17 protein-coding genes are annotated in these 18539 nt (G+C 57.1%); 13 read left to right on the top strand and 4 right to left on the bottom strand.

Annotated features, from left to right (window positions below; genetic code table 11):
• The first annotated feature begins 21 nt into the window (after positions 1-21).
• The 11 genes from B0G75_RS29780 to B0G75_RS41530 all read left to right on the top strand — a co-directional run bounded on the left by B0G75_RS29780 (position 22) and on the right by B0G75_RS41530 (position 12322).
• On the top strand, positions 22-1572 hold the full coding sequence (locus tag B0G75_RS29780; protein WP_258194767.1) for a DUF1302 domain-containing protein: 1551 nt from the start codon (positions 22-24) through the stop codon (positions 1570-1572).
• Between the two features lie 32 nt (positions 1573-1604).
• On the top strand, positions 1605-2993 hold the full coding sequence (locus tag B0G75_RS29775) for a DUF1329 domain-containing protein (protein ID WP_106313616.1): 1389 nt from the start codon (positions 1605-1607) through the stop codon (positions 2991-2993).
• A 415-nt stretch (positions 2994-3408) separates the two neighbouring features.
• The gene (locus B0G75_RS29770; RefSeq protein ID WP_106313615.1) at positions 3409-3924 is read left to right on the top strand and encodes a nuclear transport factor 2 family protein; all 516 of its coding nucleotides are present in this window, start codon (positions 3409-3411) and stop codon (positions 3922-3924) included.
• 439 nt (positions 3925-4363) lie between these two features.
• A complete protein-coding gene (locus B0G75_RS29765; protein WP_106313614.1) occupies positions 4364-5515 on the top strand; it encodes a Re/Si-specific NAD(P)(+) transhydrogenase subunit alpha in 1152 nt (383 codons plus the stop codon).
• 19 nt (positions 5516-5534) lie between these two features.
• Positions 5535-5855 (top strand): NAD(P) transhydrogenase subunit alpha, encoded by a 321-nt coding sequence (locus tag B0G75_RS29760; RefSeq protein WP_106313613.1) that lies wholly within the window; start codon positions 5535-5537, stop codon positions 5853-5855.
• Positions 5856-7295: an NAD(P)(+) transhydrogenase (Re/Si-specific) subunit beta gene (locus B0G75_RS29755; RefSeq protein ID WP_106313612.1), complete on the top strand. Its 1440-nt coding sequence runs from the start codon at positions 5856-5858 to the stop codon at positions 7293-7295.
• A 45-nt stretch (positions 7296-7340) separates the two neighbouring features.
• Positions 7341-8120, top strand: a complete 780-nt coding sequence (locus B0G75_RS29750; RefSeq protein ID WP_106313611.1) for an SDR family oxidoreductase — start codon at positions 7341-7343, stop codon at positions 8118-8120.
• A 57-nt stretch (positions 8121-8177) separates the two neighbouring features.
• On the top strand, positions 8178-9368 hold the full coding sequence (locus B0G75_RS29745; protein WP_106313610.1) for an MFS transporter: 1191 nt from the start codon (positions 8178-8180) through the stop codon (positions 9366-9368).
• 119 nt (positions 9369-9487) lie between these two features.
• Positions 9488-11425: an NAD(P)/FAD-dependent oxidoreductase gene (locus B0G75_RS29740; RefSeq protein ID WP_219908306.1), complete on the top strand. Its 1938-nt coding sequence runs from the start codon at positions 9488-9490 to the stop codon at positions 11423-11425.
• 109 nt (positions 11426-11534) lie between these two features.
• The gene (locus B0G75_RS41535) at positions 11535-11921 is read left to right on the top strand and encodes an SDR family NAD(P)-dependent oxidoreductase (protein ID WP_258194766.1); all 387 of its coding nucleotides are present in this window, start codon (positions 11535-11537) and stop codon (positions 11919-11921) included.
• Positions 11922-11977: 56 nt separating this feature from the next.
• The gene (locus tag B0G75_RS41530; RefSeq protein ID WP_258194765.1) at positions 11978-12322 is read left to right on the top strand and encodes an SDR family NAD(P)-dependent oxidoreductase; all 345 of its coding nucleotides are present in this window, start codon (positions 11978-11980) and stop codon (positions 12320-12322) included.
• A gap of 473 nt (positions 12323-12795) precedes the next feature.
• Here B0G75_RS41530 and B0G75_RS42070 read toward each other — a convergent pair whose 3' ends face one another.
• Both B0G75_RS42070 and B0G75_RS29725 read right to left on the bottom strand, forming a co-directional pair.
• Positions 12796-13005: an SDR family NAD(P)-dependent oxidoreductase gene (locus B0G75_RS42070; RefSeq protein WP_106313609.1), complete on the bottom strand. Its 210-nt coding sequence runs from the start codon at positions 13003-13005 to the stop codon at positions 12796-12798.
• Between the two features lie 37 nt (positions 13006-13042).
• A complete protein-coding gene (locus B0G75_RS29725; RefSeq protein WP_106313608.1) occupies positions 13043-13909 on the bottom strand; it encodes a phytanoyl-CoA dioxygenase family protein in 867 nt (288 codons plus the stop codon).
• Between the two features lie 161 nt (positions 13910-14070).
• On the opposite strand from B0G75_RS29725, the gene B0G75_RS29720 reads away from it, so the two are divergent.
• Positions 14071-15114, top strand: a complete 1044-nt coding sequence (locus tag B0G75_RS29720) for an AraC family transcriptional regulator (RefSeq protein WP_106313607.1) — start codon at positions 14071-14073, stop codon at positions 15112-15114.
• Positions 15115-15241: 127 nt separating this feature from the next.
• Here the strand turns inward: B0G75_RS29720 and B0G75_RS29715 are convergent, their stop codons facing one another.
• The gene (locus tag B0G75_RS29715; protein WP_106313606.1) at positions 15242-16195 is read right to left on the bottom strand and encodes an alpha/beta hydrolase; all 954 of its coding nucleotides are present in this window, start codon (positions 16193-16195) and stop codon (positions 15242-15244) included.
• 12 nt (positions 16196-16207) lie between these two features.
• On the bottom strand, positions 16208-17017 hold the full coding sequence (locus B0G75_RS29710; protein WP_181309378.1) for an SDR family NAD(P)-dependent oxidoreductase: 810 nt from the start codon (positions 17015-17017) through the stop codon (positions 16208-16210).
• Positions 17018-17321: 304 nt separating this feature from the next.
• Between B0G75_RS29710 and B0G75_RS29705 the strand changes: the two genes are divergently transcribed.
• A complete protein-coding gene (locus tag B0G75_RS29705; protein WP_106313604.1) occupies positions 17322-18524 on the top strand; it encodes an acyl-CoA dehydrogenase family protein in 1203 nt (400 codons plus the stop codon).
• Positions 18525-18539: the final 15 nt, after the last annotated feature.

Here is an 18539-nt window from a genome sequence, read left to right as displayed (position 1 = left end):
CTGTTTGCCAGCAGTAGAAGAGTGTCACCGATCGCCTTTGCTGCAGTCCTGTGTATGAGCAGCGCGGCAGAGGCGGGGCAGTATTACTTCAACGACGATACATCTATCGATTACCATGCCACTGTCACGTACGGCGCAGGTATGCGTGTTACGGGACCTGCGAATGCATTGATTAACGGTCCTACCGTAAACGGGCTGCCGGCTCAAATCAATGCAGATGATGGAGACCGGAACTTCAGGAAGTGGGGGCTAGTAAACAATCGTCTGTCAGCGCTCTTCGAATCAACGCTCAAGCATAAAGACTTTGGTTTTGTATTCAGCGCAAATGCGTTTTATGACCAAGTCTATCGTACTCACAACGACAATGATTCACCTGCAACCGTTAACAAGACGGGGCAGTTCAATCAATTTACTGATGCGGCAAGTTATTTTGAGGGTCGTCGGGTAAGGCTTCTGAATGCTTACGCGTACGGGGGGTGGAGCCTCGGCGATAGTCGCCGACTGGACGTACGTCTCGGCAATCAGGTAGTTGCTTGGGGGGAGAGCCTGTTCTTCTCAGGTGTGGCGAGCGCGCAGGGGCCGGCCGATGCGACGATGGCCGTGGTTCCGGGAGCAGAAGTTAAGGATATTCTGCTGCCTGTACCGCAGATCTCTCTGCAGTTGCAACTTACGCAGCAACTGAGCCTGCAGGGATATTACCAATTGAAGTACAAGGAGAATGAACTGTTTCCGGTGGGCAGCTACTTCTCAACGTCCGATATCGTCGGTCCCGGCACGCAGTTTCTGTATGCAGCACCGGGGTTCAAAATCCCCTACGGCGGCGAGATCCGTCCTTCCTCTGGCGGACAGGGCGGTGTTGGCATGCATTATCTGGTTACGCCTAAGGTCGACCTCGGTCTCTACTATTTGAACTATCACGACAAGAATCCTAGCGTTGTGATTCAATCCGCACCGACCCCAACTTACAAGATTAAATATTTCGACAATATCAAGCTGGCAGGAGCGAGTATTTCGACCCGACTGGGAGATGCGCAGGTATCAGGAGAGTTGACCTATCGCCACGGCGTTCCCATCTTGGTCAATACGAGCGCTGGACCGACGGCAACTCGGGGCGACGCAACCCAGATGCTTGCTTCGGTCGTGCGGACGTTCGGTCATAGCTGGCTTGCCGACGAGGTCGATCTTGCCGCGGAAGTCGGATATCTGCACGTCAACAGCGTAGATGCTGTTCAACTGGGCGGTGCAAGCTTCTCGGACTTGTACAACAGTCGTAACTCCGCCGCATATGAGTTCCTTGTAAACCTCCACTATCCGAATGTGTTCAACCAGTGGGATCTCACTGTACCCATCTCGTGGGCACACGCGATTGCCGGGAACGCGTCTGTCGGTGGTGCATTTGGCAGTCTTTACGGCGTTGGTGACAAGGTCCTTAGCCTCGGGGCTAACTTCACGCGCCTGAACAATCTGGAGATTGGGATGGCCGTCAATCTTTACCTTTCATCGGCGAATGCTCATACGCATCCGTTGGCCGACCGCAGCTACGTCACGTTGCACGCAAAGTATACGTTTTAGGTGGACGCCAGTCGTCCGATCAGGAGGAGCGAATGAAAGTTGCTAGCTTTAAACCAGCCCTATTGGGCAGCGTGCTGGCGTTGTCGTATGCCTTGTATGCCCAACCGGCATCCGCGAAAGTTTCCGATGAAGAGGCAGCTAAGCTCGGCACGACGTTGACATGCCTTGGTGCCGAAAAGGCCGGTAGCAAGGATGGTCAGATTCCGCCTTTTGGTGGCCAGTGGAAGGGCGTGCCACCGGGTGTGGACTACAAGGGCCCGGGGTCACCGTTCCCGAATCCGTATGCGGACGAGAAGCCCACTATCGTAGTCACGGCCCAAAACATGGACCAGTATGCGGAACATCTTTCGGAAGGCCTGAAGGCCCTCTTGAAGAAGTATCCCGATTCGATGAAGGTACCGGTTTACAAGTCTCATCGGGATTTCGGTTATCCGGACTGGTTCTGCGAGAACGCGAAACAGAATGCATTGAATTCGGAACTCGCGAACAACGGTGAAGGGATCAATGCCACTACGGGTACGGTTCCGTTCCCTATTCCGAAGTCAGGACTAGAGCTTTATTGGAACATGAACAATCCATGGGGACCCTGGACGATGAATAAGACGGTGGACCAAGCCGTCGTTTATTCGAACGGTAACGTTGTGTGGGGCCGCAGCCAGATGTCGTGCCTGTCTCCGCGGACGGATCCGAAGAAGCGCGTCAGCACCGTTGGGGGTATCAACTCTCTATGCTACGTTGAGACTCAGTTGCCTGAGCGCGATCGCGGCACCGCGATCATTGCGACTGACTACTTCAACTACGAGACGCAACCGCGTGATGCATACCAGTACAGTCCAGGGACGCGTCGTGTTCGCCAGCTCCCTTCGTTCGGATTCGACATGCCGCAAGGCCCCGGCGGCTTCCGCACCGTGGACGACGATCAGCTTTTCAACGGATCGCCTGAACGCTATGACTGGAAGATCGTCGGGAAGCGCGAACTGTATGTCCCGTATAACAACTACATCATCAATGCGCCGACGTCGAAATACGATGATCTCCTGAAGACGAAGGGCGTGCCGAACCCAGATTACATGCGCTATGAGCTTCACCGCGTGTGGGTTCTCGAAGCGAAACTTAAGCAGGGCTATCGTCATCAGTATGCAAAGCGGATCATCTACATTGACGAAGATACGTGGGCTCCGTTGATGGCTGACGAGTACGACAATCACCAGCAGCTTTGGCGCGTCGCGATGGTCGATTGGATCAATACGTTCCACGACGGAAAGATCATGCCTGCTGCGCAGCTCTATCATGACCTCCAGTCGGGCGCGTACCTTGTCGACGCGGTGTTTGGACAGCAGCGCAAGGCGCCTGTTGTCGACCAAGGCGACATGACGGCGGCCGACTTTACACCTGACGCACTGCGACGCAAAGGACAGTAACCTTTCTCAACCGGCACCTGTTCACCCCCTTCGAGAGAAGGGGGTCTTTTTTTGTGTGTGCTCACCATGCGGGCGATCCTGTCTGCGCAAGCGCTTCCATCAGCTCGCTCCCTTGAAAAGCCAAAGCGGCGAGGAAGCGGCGCTCGTCAGCACCAAGCGGATCGCATCGCAGCTACTTCGTAAAGCGCCGCACGAAGCGCTCGGCGATGGCTGGTGGCTGCGACACGGAGTCGGGCGAAAGCGTTGTTCGATGAAGTAAACAAGGAACTGGAGCGACGCTGTCACTGCTTCTTGCGTCGGCGACGACGCGAACGCGTATGTGCGTTTCGGCTGGGCAGTTGGACGAGTGATTCCGACATTGCGGCGGTTGTACCGCCGGGCGCAACCGAAGGACTATTCGCAAAGGAGAAGACAGATGATCACCGATCTCGAAAAGAGGGTCGTTGCGTTGGAAGAGCGTGTTCAGATCCTAGACATTTTGCACCTCGAAGGTGAATACAGTCGTTCTTGGGATTTTGGTTCTGGCGAGGAGTGGGCTAGCTTGTTCACCGAGGATGGCGTCTTCGAAATGCGGTCGACGGTCAGTGTCGCCCCATTGCCTGCAGGGCAAGGTGCGAAGATCGAGGGGCGTAAGGCACTGGCGGAATTTCGCGCGGCCTTTGATTTGGGCTGGTTCTTCCTACATCAGATGCACTTGCCGTCTTGCCGTATCAATGGTGAAACGGCTGAGGCGGTAATGTTCTTCGAATGCCCGATTAAGGCCTCTGACACTGAAGGACGTGCCGCTATTTCGCGCGAGGTTGGCGTCTACAAGGTGCAATATCGCCGCACTGCGGAAGGCTGGAAGATCGCTCGCCGGGTCGAAGAGGCGGTACTTAGGGATTCAATGTTCTACTTCGGTCGACCTGAATCAAAGCTGAGCTTAGCCTGAAGAAGTCGTGTGGAGCGGTGTCGCCACTGCATTCTTCTATTGACTTCGTGCAGGCTGCAATGCCGTCACGGCCCTCCTGAACAGAGACTATGCCGCCGTATGCCGGGGTTGTCGCCAGTGGATGCCGTCCAGCGGCCGCGAGGCGGCAAACGCCGCGCGAAAGCCACTCGTCGATAACAGACGTCGTGCCGCGACGCCGACGCAAATTTTGCAGTACTCCACCGACCTGTCATAGACACGGAATGGATGCCTATTCAAAGGTCGCCGCCTCCACGGAAGGTGCGGTGGTGGCGATGCCGCAGCGTAGTCTGTCTGGACGATGAATCCAACCTTCGGGGTGAGTAAATTTTGACGTAGCGATTTGTATCTTCCGGCAGCAGCTCGCGGCGCCAAATTTTGCGCCTACATGAATCGACACGGAAATCAATAGGAGGTGAATGTGATCATCGGAGTGCCGAAAGAGACCGGCGCGCTCGAGTCGCGAGTGGCCGCGACACCGGAGACAGTAAAGAAGCTCGTGGCCAAAGGACACAGGGTCGTCGTAGGGGAGGGGGCAGGTACAGACGCCTTTTTTACAGACGATGCTTACGTCATTGCTGGTGCGGAAATAGTGGATGCGAAGAAAGCGCTGATTGCGGACGTCGTTTTGAAAGTTGGCTCGCCGACCGAAGCCGAGCTGCACAGTATGCGCCGCGGTACCGTTTTGGTCGGAATGCTGAATCCGTTCGACGAAAAAAACACCGCGAGACTCGCGGGTGCAGGTCTCACGGCCTTCGCCCTGGAATCGGCTCCCCGGACGACCCGTGCGCAGAGTCTTGATGTATTGAGTTCTCAGGCCAACGTGGCGGGATACAAAGCGGTGCTGGTCGCTTCGACTTTATACCAGCAGTTCATGCCAATGCTGATGACCGCGGCTGGAACGGTTAAGGCGGCGCGGGTGCTCATACTCGGTGCCGGTGTGGCAGGACTGCAAGCGATCGCTACCGCTAAGCGGTTGGGTGCCGTTGTTGAGGCGTCGGACGTGCGACCCGCTGTGAAGGAGCAGGTGGAGTCGCTCGGCGCAAAGTTTCTGGACGTTCCTTACGAAACATCGGAGGAACAGGAAGCGGCGCATGGGGTTGGAGGCTATGCCCGACCCATGCCGCAAACGTGGTTGGACCGTCAAGGTGCACTCGTCCATGAACGGGCAAAAGCGGCCGACATTGTCATCTCGACTGCCCTTATCCCTGGTAGACCTGCGCCGACGCTCATACCGGAGGTCACGCTTCAGGCTATGCGGCCTGGCTCTGTCATCGTTGATATGGCCGCGGGCCGCGGTGCGGTCACCAACAGCACTACCGGTCAACGCGGCGGGAATTGTCCCCTGACTCAGGCCGATAAGGTCGTAACTCGACACGGCGTGCAACTCGTCGGTTATACAAACCTTCCATCGATGGTTAGTCACGACTCTTCTGCGTTGTACGCGCGGAACATTCTGGATTTTCTAAAGTTGATTATCGACGAGGAGGGGAGGTTGGTCGTGGATACGGAAGATGAGATCGTCGCTGCGACTCTTTTGTGTTTGGAAGGGGCGTTAGCCCGGGCAGCGTGAAGACATAGGAGCGTACGCGATGGAGGTGCTTAACCATACGGTGATCGACGTGATCATCTTCGTATTGGCGATTTACGTTGGGTATCACGTTGTCTGGAATGTTACTCCAGCACTTCATACTCCGTTGATGGCGGTGACGAATGCAATCTCCGCAATCGTCATTGTTGGTGCGATGCTGGCGGCGGGTCTGACCGTGGGGACGTCAGGAAAAGTATTCGGCTCCGTGGCCGTCTTGTTGGCGGCCGTGAACGTGTTCGGAGGCTTTTTGGTAACGCGGCGGATGCTGGAGATGTTCAAGAAGAAGCAGCCGAGTAAACCGAGCCACAAGGAAGCAACTTAAATGGACCTGAGCACTGTCACTCTTCTCTACCTGGCGGCGTCTGTCTGCTTTATTCAGGCGCTCAAAGGCCTATCTAATCCGAAGACGGCGCGCATCGGTAATGCTTTTGGCATGACTGGGATGGCCGTCGCTATTGTCACGACGCTCGCGTTGATCGTAAGGCAGTCCAACGGCGTCGGCGTGGACATTCGAGCGGGCCTTGCTTTACTGTTCGCTGCTCTGATAACCGGGGGGGCTGTCGGCGCCTACGTTGCGGCGAAGGTCGAGATGACCAAGATGCCGGAACTGGTAGCGGCAATGCATTCGCTCATTGGGCTTGCTGCGGTTTGTATTGCCTATGGCGTTGTCTCCGAACCGTCGGCGTTTGGACTAGCCGCCGCGGGTCAGCCGATCCCGTATGGGAACCGCATTGAGCTCTTTGTCGGCACTTTGGTGGGCGCCATCACATTTTCCGGTTCCGTTATCGCGTTCGGGAAGCTGTCCGGAAAATACCGATTCCGGCTTTTTCAGGGAGCACCTGTTGTCTATGCCGGACAGCACCTGATCAATCTGGTTCTTGCGGCTGCGATGCTCGCCCTCGGTGTAATGTTCTTTCTGACGCAAGCCTGGCTACCGTTCGTGTTGATGACGGTCATTGCCTTCGTGCTCGGGGTTTTGATCATCATTCCCATCGGCGGTGCAGATATGCCGGTGGTCGTATCGATGCTGAACTCATACTCAGGTTGGGCTGCGGCGGGCATTGGCTTCTCGCTGAATAACCCGATGCTGATTATTGCGGGTTCGCTTGTTGGCTCCTCCGGCGCGATCCTGTCCTACATCATGTGTCGGGCGATGAATCGTTCTTTCTTTAACGTGATCTTGGGCGGCTTTGGCAATGAAGGGGGAGCGGCAGCAACCGGCGGCACCCAGGAGCAGAGGCCGGTCAGGTCAGGATCGGCAGACGACGCGGCCTTCGTGCTCGGAAATGCTGAAAGCGTGGTTATCGTGCCTGGCTACGGTCTAGCGGTCGCACGCGCACAACACGCCCTGAAAGAGCTTACCGACAAGCTGGTGGAGAGAGGCGTCGAAGTTAAGTACGCAATTCACCCCGTCGCTGGCCGGATGCCGGGACACATGAACGTGCTCCTCGCAGAGGCGGAGGTGCCGTACGAACTGGTCCGGGAAATGGAGGACATTAATGGGGAGTTTGGCCAGACTGACGTGGTGTTGGTATTGGGCGCGAACGATGTGGTCAATCCTGCGGCAAAGAATGATCCAAAGTCACCAATCGCGGGCATGCCGATTCTTGAGGCGTACAAGGCGCGTACGGTCATTGTGAACAAGCGGTCCATGGCGGCTGGCTATGCCGGGCTCGACAACGAGTTGTTCTACATGGACAAAACGATGATGGTGTTCGGTGACGCGAAAAAAGTTGTCGAGGATATGTTGAAGGCAGCATAGGCTTTTCACGAGATCTAGTCAGCAAGACTTTCCAGGATAGGTGACATGGTGCAGTCAAAGGAAAACAGCAAGCCAGTTGTTCTCGTGACGGGTGGCGGGAAGGGGGTAGGTCGGGGAATTACAGAGCAGTTCCTGGCCTCAGGAGCGAACGTAGTGATCTGCGGACGCTCGGCCCCTGAATCTATAACGGCAGGCCCGCACGGACCGGCGACTTTCGTTGCCGCCGATCTCCGCGATTCTGAGGCGCTGGAGAGGCTCTTTCAAGAAGTAATGGAGCGATTTGGCCGCCTGGACGTTCTGGTGAACAATGCAGGCGGGACGCCATTCGCGTTGGCGGCAGACGGGTCACCGCGTTTCCACGACGCGATCCTTCAACTGAATTTGCATGCTCCATTACAGGCGGCGTTGAAGGCCAACAAGATTATGCAGAAGCAGCAGGACGGCGGCGTAATCATCTTTATCGGCAGCGTTGGGGCTACGACGGCGAGGCCGGGGAGCGCAACGTATGCAGCGGCCAAGGCGGCCATCCTGAGTCTCACACGGTCCTTGGCTGTGGAGTGGGCGCCGAAGGTTCGCGTAGTCAGCGTCAGCCCCGGTCTCGTGCACACGGAGCAATCGCATCTGCACTATGGGGACGCTAACGGGATTGCGGCCGTCGCGGAGACGGTACCACTGAAGCGTATGGCACAACCTGAGGATATCGGGGATGCATGCGTTTTCATGGCGTCCAACGGCGCAGCATATATCAGTGGGGTCGATCTCCCTGTCCATGGAGGCGGCGAACGTCCAGCATTTCTCTCGGCGGCCAGCGTGAATCAATCGTAATCACGACAGTCGCCTCAAATTTTACTGACGAGCTTCCAGGTCAGGTAAGGGGAAGTCATGACTTCGGTAAATGCCAACACGCTGGGAAAGTCGATTGTCGTCGTCTCGGGGCCGTCTTTGGTCGCGCTGATTCCGATGGCTGTCGCACCGGCAATGCCGGCCATCGCATCTGCTTTTCCTGAATCAGGAGACGGGGCGTTTTTTGCGCAGATGGTGATGGCCGCGCCTGCCATCATGGTGATGCTAGGTGCCCCAATTGGGGGATGGGTTTCAGACCGGGTAGGTCGGCGTATCGTCCTTTTAACGGCGCTGGCGTTGTTCGTCGCAGCTGGCATCTTTCCGGTACTGGCACCGAGTGCCATCTCCCTGATTGTCTCGCGGCTCGTCTTGGGTGGGGCGGGAGGTGCGATTCTGACCTCTACTTTCGCGTTGGCAGGAGACTATGTTGGCCACGCTCGTGAGCGGATTCTCGGGTTTGCCGGCGCAGGCGCTGCTTCTTGTGCAATTATCGCGATGACCTTTGGAGGAAGACTGGTCGATGCATTTGGCTGGCGGGGACCGTTTATTCTTTACCTCATGGCAGTGCCAGTATTGCTTCTCAGCTTTTTTGTGGTTAGCGGCGGCCCGTCAGTTCGCGAAGCCAAGGTAGCAGGCAAGCATTCGGTACGAGGCTATATCCCGATCTATGCGCTAACCTGTGTGTTGTCCATAGGCCTGTTCATGCCAGGGATACAGGGCCCGTTTCTGTTGAATGCGAACGGGATCAATAGCGCAGCGACCATCGGCATGATCTTATCGTCCTACTCGCTTACTGCCGCGTTCGCTGCCGCATGCTACGGCCCGCTCAGACGTGTGTTGACAGCCAACAGCGTACTTGCGCTCGCCGCCTTCAGCCTAGGCGCCGGATCGCTCGCCCTGGCAGCTTCAGGCAGCGTTGCACAACTACTTGCGGGCTGTATCGTGACAGGCGTTGGGGCGGGGCTCGTTGAACCGGTGACGGTGTCGCTAATTCTGGGACGTGCGCACCCCGATATTCGTCAACGGGCTGTTGGTTTTTTGTTGAGCTCGGTTTTTCTTGGGCAATTCTTGAATCCCGTTGTGCTGAGCCCTTTGCGAGCGGCCTTTGATGTGCACGGCGCCTTCGTGGCAGTCGGGTTCGTCTTCGTCGTTTTTAGCGTCCTGATTCTCTCGATGGGAATAGGAAAATCGTCAGAAGCGGCTGGTGCTGCCGCGTCGGCGCAGAACTGATCGCGCAAAGAAGAGGTTCCATCAGGGATTCAACGCCCACAAAGTTTTCCTTGAACCGACTAAGCGCAAAGATGTGTTAAGACGTCTTAGGCGAAAAGAATGACTGACGGAGACACAGTATGAGCAACCACTTAAAGCCGGCAATGTTTCCCATTACCGAAGATGACGCTTTTATCGAAAGCATGCTTGACGACGCGAGCATCCCCACGTTGATGATGTCGTTGGTTCACATCACGGGAGACGTCAGCCTGCTGCGCGGAGCCATCCGTCTGCGCACGCCGCACATGGGTGAAACGCAAGGCGGGTTGTCCGAAGAAGAGAAGGACTCGGTGCGTAAGATGGCGCTGAGGGTGCTAGCAGACTTCAGGGACAAAGGATGTCGATTGCCGCCGCCTCCGGACGAGGAAACGGTGCGCGAAATGATGAATTTCCTTGTTGGAACGCAAGTTCCGGCCGACTACACACCATTTGTTCTCGAGGAGCTAGCGCTTGACGGGGAGGATGCGCGGATTCCTGCCTGGACTAAGGAAGTGCCCGAATCAGTCAAGCGCAAATTTCATGTGGTAGTGATTGGCGGCGGGATGTCTGGCCTGCTGTCGGCCATGCGGTTGAAGGAGGCTGGCATCCCCTTCACTGCCTTTGAAAAGAACGACAGTGTCGGCGGGACGTGGTACGAAAACCGTTACCCCGGTTGCCGCGTTGATATTCCGAACCACTTCTACTCCTATTCCTTCTATCCCAACCACGACTGGGAAGAATACTTCTCGCGCCAACCGGATCTGGCTGCATATTTTCGGCGTTTTGCGGACGAACACGGCCTCGGGGAGTACATCCGCTACAAAACGGAAGTCGTGTCAGCCCGCTTCGAGGAAAGCTCGGGCGCGTGGACTGTATCGGTCAAAGATGAGACGGGCAAGGAATATGATGTCTCGGCGAATGCCGTAATCAGTGCAGTCGGACAGCTGAATCGTCCGATGACGCCGAGCATCCCCGGCCAAGACCGATTTCAAGGTCCGCAGATTCATACGGGGGCTTGGCAATCGCAACACGACTTGCACGGTAAGCGGATCGCCGTAGTCGGCACGGGTGCGAGTGCATTTCAGGTGGTGCCGGAACTAGCAAAAATCGCCGGTGAACTTTTCGTCTTCCAACGCTCACCTGTGTGGATGTTCCCCAACCCTGACTATCATGCAACTGTCAGCGACAGCAAGAAGTGGATGCTGAAGCATGTGCCGTACTATGCTCGCTGGTACAGGTTCCTCATGTTCTGGCCTGGCAGCGGCGTGGCACTGAACAACTGGCGGTTTGATCCAACATGGCCTCATCCGGAGCGAGCGGTCTCGGCGGCGAATGACGACGAGCGAATCAAGCTGACCGAATGGATCAAAAATCAGATCGGTGATGACGAGGCGCTGCTGAAAAAAGTGATCCCGACGTATCCTGTGGGCGGTAAGCGGATGCTGCAGGACAACGGCAGTTGGTTGCGCGCTCTGAAACAGTCAAACGTTGAGCTGGTGACGGACTCTCCTCGCGAATTCGATGAAACGGGCATCTTCGGCCACAACGGGCATCATTATCCGGTAGACGCGATTGTCTACGCCACGGGATTTCATGCAAACAAATTCTTGTGGCCAATGGAGATCACTGGACGCGAAGGAGTCAAGCTGAGTGATTTCTGGGGGGATGAGCCCCGGGCCTACCTCGGTATTACAGTCCCCGGCTTTCCAAATCTGTTTTGTCTTTACGGCCCGGGTACAAATCTCGCACACGCGGGAAGCATCATCTTCCATTCTGAATGTCAGGTGCGTTACGCGCTCGCTGGCATCAAGGCAATGATCGAGAACGGTCATCGAGAGATGGACGTGAAGCCAGCGGTGTTCCAGGAATTCAATCAACGCCTGATTGCCGAACTCGATCAACTTGTCTGGTCCCATCCGTCCGTCAACAACTGGTACAAAAACAGTAAAGGCAGGGTCGTGAATACGTCGCCTTGGTCGCTGGCGGATTACTGGAAATGGACCCGCAAGCCCGATCCGGAAGACTACGAGTGGCGATGACGTAAAGGGAGCGTCCGCCGCGACCTCGGAATGCGACTAAGAGGTCTAGCGGCGTGAATCCCCGGCGCTTTCGGTCGCCTCATGCCTCTCCGCTGAAGGATAACTAACTTTGAATCGCCAAGCGAGCTATTCAACACCATCGACCGGCGTTGTCGTAACCAGCGGCGCGTCAGGGATCGGGTTGGCGACAGCTGAGGCACTTGCGGCCGTTGGCCGGCCGGTTGCGCTTTGGGATATCAATCGCGATGCGGTTGAGGACAACGTTAAGCGCTTGAAAGGGGATTTCGGAGCTGCCGCCGCAGGGATTGGGATCGACTTGCGGGACCCATCCATGATCGACGGGGCTCTTGCCATGACCCGTGATGCCATCGGAACTATCGGCGGACTCGTGCACGCGGCCGGAAGCGTGCAGGCTACCGGACTGCAGGGAGTAACGTCGCAGTCATGGGACGACGGGTTGAACGTGCATCTCCGGCCGCTCATTCTCATCGTCTAGGCGATGCTCCCCGATCTGCGCAAACACGCGGGTTCATCGGTGTTGCAATTGCGTCGATGAACGCGTCCCTTGGTAACGGGATGATTCCGATCTATACGGCCGCAAAGGGCGGAATCATCTCGCTTGTGCGTTCCATGGCCGACGCCCTTGCGGTGGACGGTATTCGCATGAATACCGTTTCGCCGGGCATGATCGATACTCCCATGCTTGCGGGTGGGGACGAACGCGGCGTCGATGAGGCGCTGGTCGCGAGGTGGAAACAGAGAATCCTGCTAGGTCGCATCGGACGTCCGGAGGAGGTCGCGCGAGTCGTCCGTTTCCTGTTGTCTGACGAAGCCAGCTACGTGACGGCGGCGGAAATGATCGTCGATGGTGGCAACGTGTCGTCGCAGCGATTTTGACGAGTTTGAGTCTCCGCTTCTGGCGGATGCGTCCGATGCATGTATGTAGTTCGATGACGTCGCCTGCGTCCGATTCTTGGCGATGCCTTTTTGACTTCGTCAAGGCGGCGACGGCCGCGTCGTCGATCATCGCAGTGTTCGAAGTCGTTCTTGAGCGCTTCTAGCGCCGCCGGCTCGCCCAACCTTTTCGCCCTTTTAAAGACGAACCCTGGTTTCAATCTTTGACCAAAGAACGCGGGTTGTCGTATCCGCTCTGACCGTCGATATTCGACGAGGGCAGTATGACCCCGGATGGCGAAACAAGCGCGCAAAATTCCTCCGGCGAAGCATGAATCGCCGGAGGCCTATGTAGCTTGTTCCTTACGGAGGAGTGGCTTGTTCTAGATCCCGAACTGTCGTCCGGCGACCCCGCCGCCGTCCACGACGGCCACGCGGCAATATGGCCGACTCGACGTCATGTTCAATAATGCGCCTCAACTAGCCGCATCACTTGCTGCCGGGTCGCCTACATCGGTTTGGACAAACAGCCCATTCACCTCTTCCGCGATCTCTGTGCCGTCGCTCGTATCGACGCCTCCGATTACCACGTGTGCGCCTTCTTGGGCAAATCGAACCGCTGAGGCTCTGCCAAGGCCTGAAGACCCTCCGGTGACGATCACTACCTTCTCAGAAAATCTCTGCATGGCTACTCCGCTCGTGATTGACAGGTGCTGTGTCCGGTTACCGGCGGGAGTCCCGTTCGGTGCGCAGGTATTTCTGCATGTCCACACTTCCGTCGTTCCAGTTCCGATTACCCCACCAATGATTTCGTCCAAGCAGGTCAGCCATAGCGGGACCGTAACGGGCAACCAGGTCATCGCTAAAGGGGCCATAATCCTCGAGTGGACGATATGCGAGCCGACAATACGTTGCATGGAGCATCACACGCTCGCCTTCACGAGTACGCGGGAAGTTCGCGTGCCAAAGTCTTCCGTCCCACATCCCGACCGATCCGCGGGGGCTTGCAAGGGGAACAGCGCCGACTGCAGCCTCGACTTCTTCCGGGGTAGGGTGACGACCCTTTCGGTGCGACCCAGGAATCACTTTCGTTGCGCCGGATGCTTCGTCGAGGGTGTCATCGCAATACCAGCATGCCGTCATGAGCGCGTTATGCTCTGGGAACGGAGCGGGGATCCAAGACTGGTCGCAATGCAATGTCATCGCATTAGCTCCCTGGAACCGTACGCTTCCGCTGATCTGACTGATTTGGGCACCGCGTCCACACATAAATTCGATCATTGTGAGGATCTTCGGATTCAGCGTAGCCTCTGCGATGGATGGATCCCTAGTCAACAAAAAGTCGCTCGATACGCCTTTTTTGGTAATACCGAAGTACTGACCCCTGTCTTCGTTGCAACATCGCATGATCGCGCTACGCAGACTCGCGAAGAACTCGTTTGAGGCGACGTCTTTGACAACCGTGTACCCGAGCGTCTCCATGTCCTCGACGTTTTGTTCAAGCCGATGTTTTCTGATTCGCTCGGTGAGATCAGGCGATACGGCGAACATTGGGAGGGACTCGTGATCTTGAAGATCAAGTATTTGCATTGCATTGTCTCCGGTCCAGTGTATCCACGAGGTGGCGCGACGGTAGAATCGTCGCGCCGCATAGGTTCGCGGTAGGCTAAACTTATCGTGAGTTCGTACCGGGCATCGTTACTCAAACGATCAAAGATGGATGCCTGTTCGATCAAACTGGAGACGACTCGATGGAAGCTTTGGATTCCACCCCTTTTGCTGAGCTTTTTCTCCAACTAGAGGCGCGCCTAGTCCACGAGCTTCGCCGAAGTGGGGCGTCGATAAGTGACACTCCGATTGTCCCGATGCACGCGCATTCAAGCCGATCGTCGGGCGCGGGCCTCGCCAACCTTTATCGCTTCGCCGCAGACGTCTTGAACGAAAAGGTCGCGCGCGAGAATGGGCATCCGCCGATGACTAAACATGAGGTAGATCTCATGTGCCGGTGCATGGCAACAAGGAAGACCCTCGGGGAGGCAATCACGATTGCGCGCGAGTTTTGTGCGATGTTGCACCCCCGCGCTGCTACCCTTGAGCTACGTCTGGAAAGCGGCGCCGCCACGTTCCTGATGCACCCCGTCCGGCGCAAGACATCCTCTGCCGCCTGCCTGCTGGATGTGACGGGCTTACTGTGCTTCATTCATTTCTTTGGTTGGCTGCTCGGACGCCCGGTGAGTCCAGTGGTCGTCTATCTTGCCCATCCGGAAAGAGAGGACGTCGCGGCTTTCTTGGGTGTATTGGGTGCACCTGTTGTCGTGGGTGCCGATTCCTCAGGTTTCAAATTCGATGCTGCGCTGTTGAAGAGCAAGATAATTCGCCAGCCTGTCGAACTTGACGACTGCCTGGAACGCTTACCCTTCGATTTCGTCGCTAGCCCGGCTTCAACCGTGTCCGCGGCGCAGCGCGTGCGCTCGCTTCTAGACGCGGCCATGGCGGTTGACCGTCCGCTTCTGCGTGTTGCCGAAATCGCTAATGCGCTGAACCTGACAAGCATTACGCTGCGCCGCCGGCTTGCGAGCGACGGAACGAGCTACAACGAGCTGCGAGAGCAATCTTTGAAGAACGCTGCCCAGCACTATCTTGCCAACACTACTTGGTCGATCGATAAAATAGCGTCGCGACTTGGATTCAGTAGTGCAGCGGCGTTTCGTAGAGCTTTCGTCAACTGGTGCGGACTGTCCCCGAGCCGATATAGGAGGGCGATGTGGCCGAATGTGCGTCCGGACGAGTCATAGGTCAGGTGCTTGGCGTCGCCAATCGAACTCCCGTCTTTATGCTGCCGCGCGGGGAATCATGAGTGACCTCCTATCCCGGAGCGCTTACATTGCTCTCCGCGGCGCGACAGCGTGACACGCAGGATCGTCAGGAGCGGATGTCAGCCGGCTCGAAGCTGCTATGCAACGACCCCGCAGCCCACGACAGAGCCTCGTCGGCTGCGTCCAGAACCCCTAGCATGCTGGCGAATCCGTGAATCTGCCCTGGCCATCGGCGCATATGGACTGGAACTCCCGCCTTCATCAACGTGAGGCCGTATGCTTCTCCTTCGTCACGGAGGGGATCGAACTCCGCAGTCAAGATAGTCGCGGGAGCGACACGCTCCAGCGCTTTCTGCTTATAGGGCGATGCCAACGGATGCTGTCTAGCGTTATTGTCTGGCAGATATTGATTCCAGAACCATTCCATCATTTCTCGCGTGAGGTAATAGTCGTTCCCCATTTCGGTGTAGGACGGGGTACCTAGGCTGCAGTCTGTGACAGGGTAGAGCAGGACTTGGTGCTTGAGCTCAACGCCGTGATCGCGAGCCTTTTGTGCGATGGCCGCTGCAATGTTGCCTCCCGCGCTATCGCCGGCGACCGCAACCCGGTTAGGGTCTCCGCGCAGACCAGTTCCATTACCACGCAGCCAGTTAAGTGTGGCCCACCCATCCTCGATAGGGGCAGGGAACTTGAATTCGGGCGCGAGCCGATAGTCAACGGATACGACTAAAGAAGTGGCTCGTTTTGCGAGGCAGCGGCAAACATTGTCATGCAATGCAGGGGAACCAAAGACGAAGCCTCCGCCGTGAAAATAGAGCGTCAGCGGTAATGAAGCGGCGTTGGGCAGCGGATAGTAAAGCCGCAACTTCAATGGGCCGCCAGGCCCTTCGATGGTTCGATCCTCAATAGCCGCAACCTGATCGCCCTCCGCGAATGGCGATGGGGCAGGCGGAAGCTCCGCCAGGACAGATCGGGCGCAGGTGCCGTCAGACGAGTAGTCAATGGGGGGCATCATTGCGAGAATCCGGAGTGCCCTTGCGGCTTGCGGATCGAGTGGCATGGTGCTCCTTTATCAGATACCGGATGCGATGGATGAGCGAAGTATTTGCTCTGCTCGGTGTTCCACTGCGGCGAGGACCTCTGCATGCGGGACGATCCAGAACTTCCCGGCGTCCACCTCGGACAGCAGATGTTTGGCAAGTGCTTCCGGTGCCATCCCCTCTCGAATCACATGCTGAAGGGTCGCCTTTATGGCAGCGTGGGTCGAACCGACGCTCTCACCTTGCTGCAAAGAGGAGGCGATTCCGGTTCGAACCGCGCGAGGGCACACGACGGAAACTTTGATGGGCGCTTTACGTAGCGCCAATTCAGCGGCGAGACACTCGCTGTGTGCGACGACACCATACTTTGACACAGTATAGGCAGCTACATCACATCCCGGTGTCAGGCCCGCCATCGATGCGATGTTGACGATGTGCCCACCACTGTCGAGCATGCGAAGTACGAAGCTTCGGGTCGCGTGGATGACGCTCCACAAGTTGATGTCGATCGTTCGCTTCCAACCTGGGAGGGAGGTCTGCCAGCAGTTTCCCGACAGCAACACGCCCGCGTTATTGACGAGCTGATGCACCCGTTCTGCAACATCGAAGGCGAGACTCGCAAGCCGTTCTATGTCGTCTTCTTTGGAGACGTCGGTCGTGACGGGGACCACAGTTGAACCGAGCACCCGCGCATATCCGACGGTTTCATGTAGCCCCCGTGCATCGATATCTGATGCTATGACCGCGTCGCCACGGCGAGCCAACGCGAGGACGAGGGCGCGTCCGATGCCAGATGCAGCGCCCGTTACCACGGCCACTTGGGGTATTTTCCGATCTCCCACTTGGTTTTCCTGTCCCGATTTAATACACCGTCCATGCTCTGGGGGCAGTATCCGCCTCCGCAACTGAATGGCATCGTCCGTGCGGACTACGAGCGATGCCATGAACGCTGCCGAGATTCGGTAGCGACGCGGTCGCCCGCGAATCAGGGGAAAATGTCTCGCAGCACAATGGCTCGCTGCTGCGCTAAGCCAGACATCGTTAGTCTTTTTGGACGATGCTGGGCACGTCGCTCGATGAAAAGATTCCGTAACGCTGCGGTGCCCTCGGCTCCGCAATTACCCTTATGCGATACGGAGACGAGCCATGACGATTCAGCCGGTGCCGAAGGTTACTGTGCCGAGCGAGGCGGAACTGTTGCAGAGTGCCCGCGAGATGGTGCCTCGATTACTGGAGCGGGCGGAGCAGGCTGAACGTGATGCTCGGGTCCCGGACGAGACCGTCCAGGAGATGCAAGACGCGGGCTTCTTCCGCGTCTTGCAACCCCGACACTTTGGCGGCTTCGAGCTTTCCCCACGCGTCTTTTATTCGATCCAGATGATTCTGGCGGAAGGGTGCATGTCGACCGCCTGGATCTATGGCGTTCTGGGTGTGCATCCCTGGCAATTGGCCCTGTTTGATCCGAAGGCGCAGGAGGAAGTCTGGGCGCGAGATCCGTCTACGTTGGTCGCGTCGACCTATATGCCGGTCGGTAAGGTCACGCCGACGGAAGGCGGCTTTCGCCTCTCTGGCCGTTGGAGCTTTTCGAGCGGATGCGAGCACGCGGAGTGGATCTTTCTGGGGGGAATGGTTCCCCCGTCGGAGGACGGCGGCGCGCCAGAGTACAGAACGTTCATGCTTCCAAAGTCTGACTACCAGATCGTGCACAACTGGAACACGTTTGGACTTAAGGGCACGGGCAGTCATGACATCGTCGTAGAGGACGTGTTCGTCTCGGAATACCGCACCCATCGGACGAGGGACGATTCGGCTGCCGCGCGTCCTGGCGCCCAGCTCAACAATGGCGCGCTCTATCGCTTGCCGTTCGCCCAGGTCTTCGTTCGCGCCGTGTCCTCGTCGTGTATCGGCGGTCTGCAAGGCGCACTGAACACTTTTCGACGCACCGCAGCGCAGCAGGTCAGTCGGAACTTTCTTGGTGCAACGGCGAACGACCCGAGTGCCCAGCTTGTGGCATCCGAGGCTGCGTCAGCGGTTGATCAACTGAAAACGACCTTATTCAGAAACTTCGACGCGATGATGGCTTGCGCCGACCGCGGTGAGGCTGCACCGATTGAGGACCGTCTGTTGTACCGTTTTCAATCGTCGCAGGCGCCGGACATCTGCGCTCACCACGTTAGTCGGCTGCTGAAGTCGTGTGGAGGATCGGGCATCTATATGTCGCACCCGATGGTTCGCTTCTTCTTGGACATACATGCCGGGCGGGCGCACGTGGCGAACTATGCGGATCCCGTAGGCCGCAACTTCGGTGGCTTCTTGTGCGGGCTGGAAAACAAAGACAACACTGTCTGAAGTTTGGGAATCGAT

Origin of the sequence: Paraburkholderia sp. BL18I3N2 (assembly GCF_003001875.1) — a bacterium.
GTDB lineage: Bacteria > Pseudomonadota > Gammaproteobacteria > Burkholderiales > Burkholderiaceae > Paraburkholderia > Paraburkholderia phytofirmans.
This window is presented reverse-complemented; position numbering and strand designations above follow the sequence as displayed.